This is a genomic window from Protofrankia sp. CiP1_Cm_nod4, assembly GCF_982290645.1.
On sequence record NZ_CEVIVC010000070.1, the window covers coordinates 9,351 to 12,068 of the forward strand.

Here is a 2,718-nt window from a genome sequence, read left to right on the forward strand (position 1 = left end):
TCGTCGCTGCCGCTGTTGTCGTTTCCGTCGATGCCGAGGCATTCCAGCGGTTCGGCGACGATCGCGCCGACGGGCATCCGGGGGTTCAGCGAGCCGATCGGGTCCTGCAGGACGACCTGCACCTCGCGGCGCAGCCAGCGCAGGTCGCGGGGGCGGCCGGGCCGGACCTGCCGGCCCCGGTAGCGCACCGTCCCGGCGTCCGGGTGCTCCAGCCCGAGCAGCAGCCGGACCAGGGTCGACTTGCCCGACCCGGACTCACCGACGATGCCGAGGCTGTGACCATCCGGCAGTGAGAGATCGACGTTGTGGACGGCGTGCCGGACGCCGGCCGGGCCGAACAGCGAGGTGCGCGGCAGCCGGTAGGCGCGGGTCAGCCCGCTGGCTTCGAACAGCGTCATGTGCCCGCCTTCGACGCCCGCTCCGGCCGGCCGTCCACCGGCCCGGCAGCCGGGCTGCCGGTGGGCTCGGGAGGTGGGTCGTCCGCGAGGCCAGGAGGCGGGCTGCTGGTGGGTTCGGCGGCCGGGCCGGCCGCGAGTTCGGGTGCCGGGCTGTCGGTGGGACCGGCGGCCGGCCCGCTCGCGGGTCTGGACGCCGGACTGGCTGCGGTGCCGGCCGCGGGGCCGGTCCAGCTTGTGCGGTGTGCCGCCGCCAGCAGCCGCTGGGTGTAGGGATGCCGCGGAGCTTGCAGGACGGCCTCGGTCGGGCCGGTCTCCACCAGCCGCCCGCCGCGCATGACCGCGAGCTCCCGGGCGACCGAGGCCACCACCGCGAGGTCGTGGGTGATGTACAGCAGGGCGGTGCCGGCCTCGTCGACGAGGCGTGTGAGCAGGGCGAGGACGTCCGCCTGGACGCTGACGTCGAGGGCGGTGGTCGGCTCGTCCGCGATGAGCAGCGCGGGACGGCAGGCGAGCGCGATGGCGATGCCGACCCGCTGGCGCTGCCCGCCGGAGAGCTGGTGCGGATACGCGCGGACGAGCCGCTGTGGGTCGGGCAGCCCGACCTTCGCGGCGAGCTCGACCGCGGCCACGCCCGCCGCCCGCCGCGACAGCCCGCGGTGCAGGCGCAGCGGCTCGCCGATCTGGCGGCCCACCCGCCACAGCGGGTTCAGCGCGGTGAGCGGCTCCTGGAAGACCATGGCGATCCTGTCGCCGCGGATGCGGGAGAGCTCCCGGTCGGACCGGCCGAGCAGCTCCCGCCCGTCGAAGCGGATGCTTCCGGTCGCGGCCGCGCCGTCGGGCAGCAGCCCGAGGACGGCCAGCGCGGTGATCGACTTCCCGGATCCGGACTCGCCGATGAGCCCGAGCCGCCCGCCGGCGTCCAGGCCGAAGCCGATCCGGTCGACGACCACGGTGTCGCCGAAGCGGACGGTGAGATCGGTGACCTCGAGGAGCCCGGACGGCGCCCCGTCCCGTTCCCGCCCCGCCAGCGCCGCCGACGGTCCAGGCGCCGCTGCCGCCGACACCGCTGCCGCCGCTGGTGCTGGTGCTGCCGGCGAGGATGTCGGTATCGGCGTCGGCGGTCTCTGTTCGCTCACCGTGACGCCTCTGTGGTATCGGAGCGTGACTGTCCTATGCGTGGCTCTCCTGTGGCGGACGGTGTGGTGTCCGGATCGCCGTTCGGTATCGCCGCCGGCTGGGCGTCCGGCTGGGCATCCCGGAAGCCCTCCCAGGTGGCCGACCAGTCCTCTGGCGGATCATCCGGTGGATCTTCCGGTGAGTCGTCCCACTCCCGCGGTGAACCGTCCCGCGTCGCGGGCCGAGCCCGCGGGGCATCCGGCGCCTGCCGGGCGGCCCGCGCTTTCCGGGACGCTTTCCGGGACGCTTTGCGGGCACCACGCCGCGAGCCGCCCGGCGCCGCCCGGCCGTCCCGCAGCCGCGGGTCCGTGGCCTCGCGGATGCCGTCGCCGAGCAGGTTGAACCCGAGCACCGTCAGCACCACGGCGAGGCCCGGCCAGAGCAGCACCAGCGGCCGCAGGGTGATGTACGGCTGCAGCTCCTGCAGCATCCGGCCCCACGACGGGGTCGGCGGCGGGGTGCCCAGGCCCAGGTAGGACAGCGCGGCCTCGGCGAGCACGGCGATCCCGAGCACGAGGGAGAGCTGGACGTACAGCGTCGGCGCGACGTTCGGCAGGACGTGCCGCCGGACGATCCGCCTGGTGCCGGCGCCGGCCGCGTGCGCGGCCAGGACGTAGCCGGACGCCAGCACCCGGGCGATCTCCCCCCGCGTCACCCGGCCGACCTGGACGCCGCTGCCGACGCCTATCGCGACGACGGCGGTCCAGGTCGAACCGCCGAACACGGCGGCGAGCACCATCGCGAGCAGCAGGGCCGGGAAGGCGATCAGGACGTCGACCAGGTGGGCGGTGGACTCGCCGACCAGGCGTGGGGTGACGGTGGCGAGCAGCGCCAGCCCCACCCCCAGCACCGCGGCGACGGCGGTGGCCGTCACCGCGGCGAACACCGTGATCCGGGCGCCGACCAGGATCTGGCTGAACAGGTCCCGGCCGAGCTTGTCGGTGCCGAACCAGTGCTGCCCGCTGACCGGCAGCCAGGGCGCGCCCGCGTCCACCCGGGTCGGGTCGTACGGCGTCCAGACCAGGGACACCGCGGCGGCGGCCACGACGATCGAGGACAGCAGCACACCCAGCCGTCCCGGACGGCTGCGCAGCAGAGCTGTCACCAGCGGCGGGGCCGCCGCTGGCAGCCGGGCTGCCCCTGG

The 2,718-nt window shown here is 75.5% G+C and carries 3 protein-coding genes; all 3 read right to left on the reverse strand.

What is annotated here, in order from left to right; translation table 11 throughout:
• A partial coding sequence (locus AC5LSR_RS14440; protein WP_493468561.1) for an ATP-binding cassette domain-containing protein occupies positions 1 to 398 on the reverse strand: 398 nt, incomplete at its 3' end.
• Entirely contained in the window at positions 395 to 1,534 is a 1,140-nt protein-coding gene (locus tag AC5LSR_RS14445) for an ATP-binding cassette domain-containing protein (RefSeq protein WP_493468562.1), read from the reverse strand. The genes AC5LSR_RS14445 and AC5LSR_RS14440, both read right to left, overlap by 4 nt.
• Positions 1,531 to 2,718, reverse strand: a 1,188-nt coding sequence (locus AC5LSR_RS14450) for an ABC transporter permease (RefSeq protein ID WP_493468563.1), incomplete at its 5' end; no start/stop codon positions are given. The genes AC5LSR_RS14450 and AC5LSR_RS14445, both read right to left, overlap by 4 nt.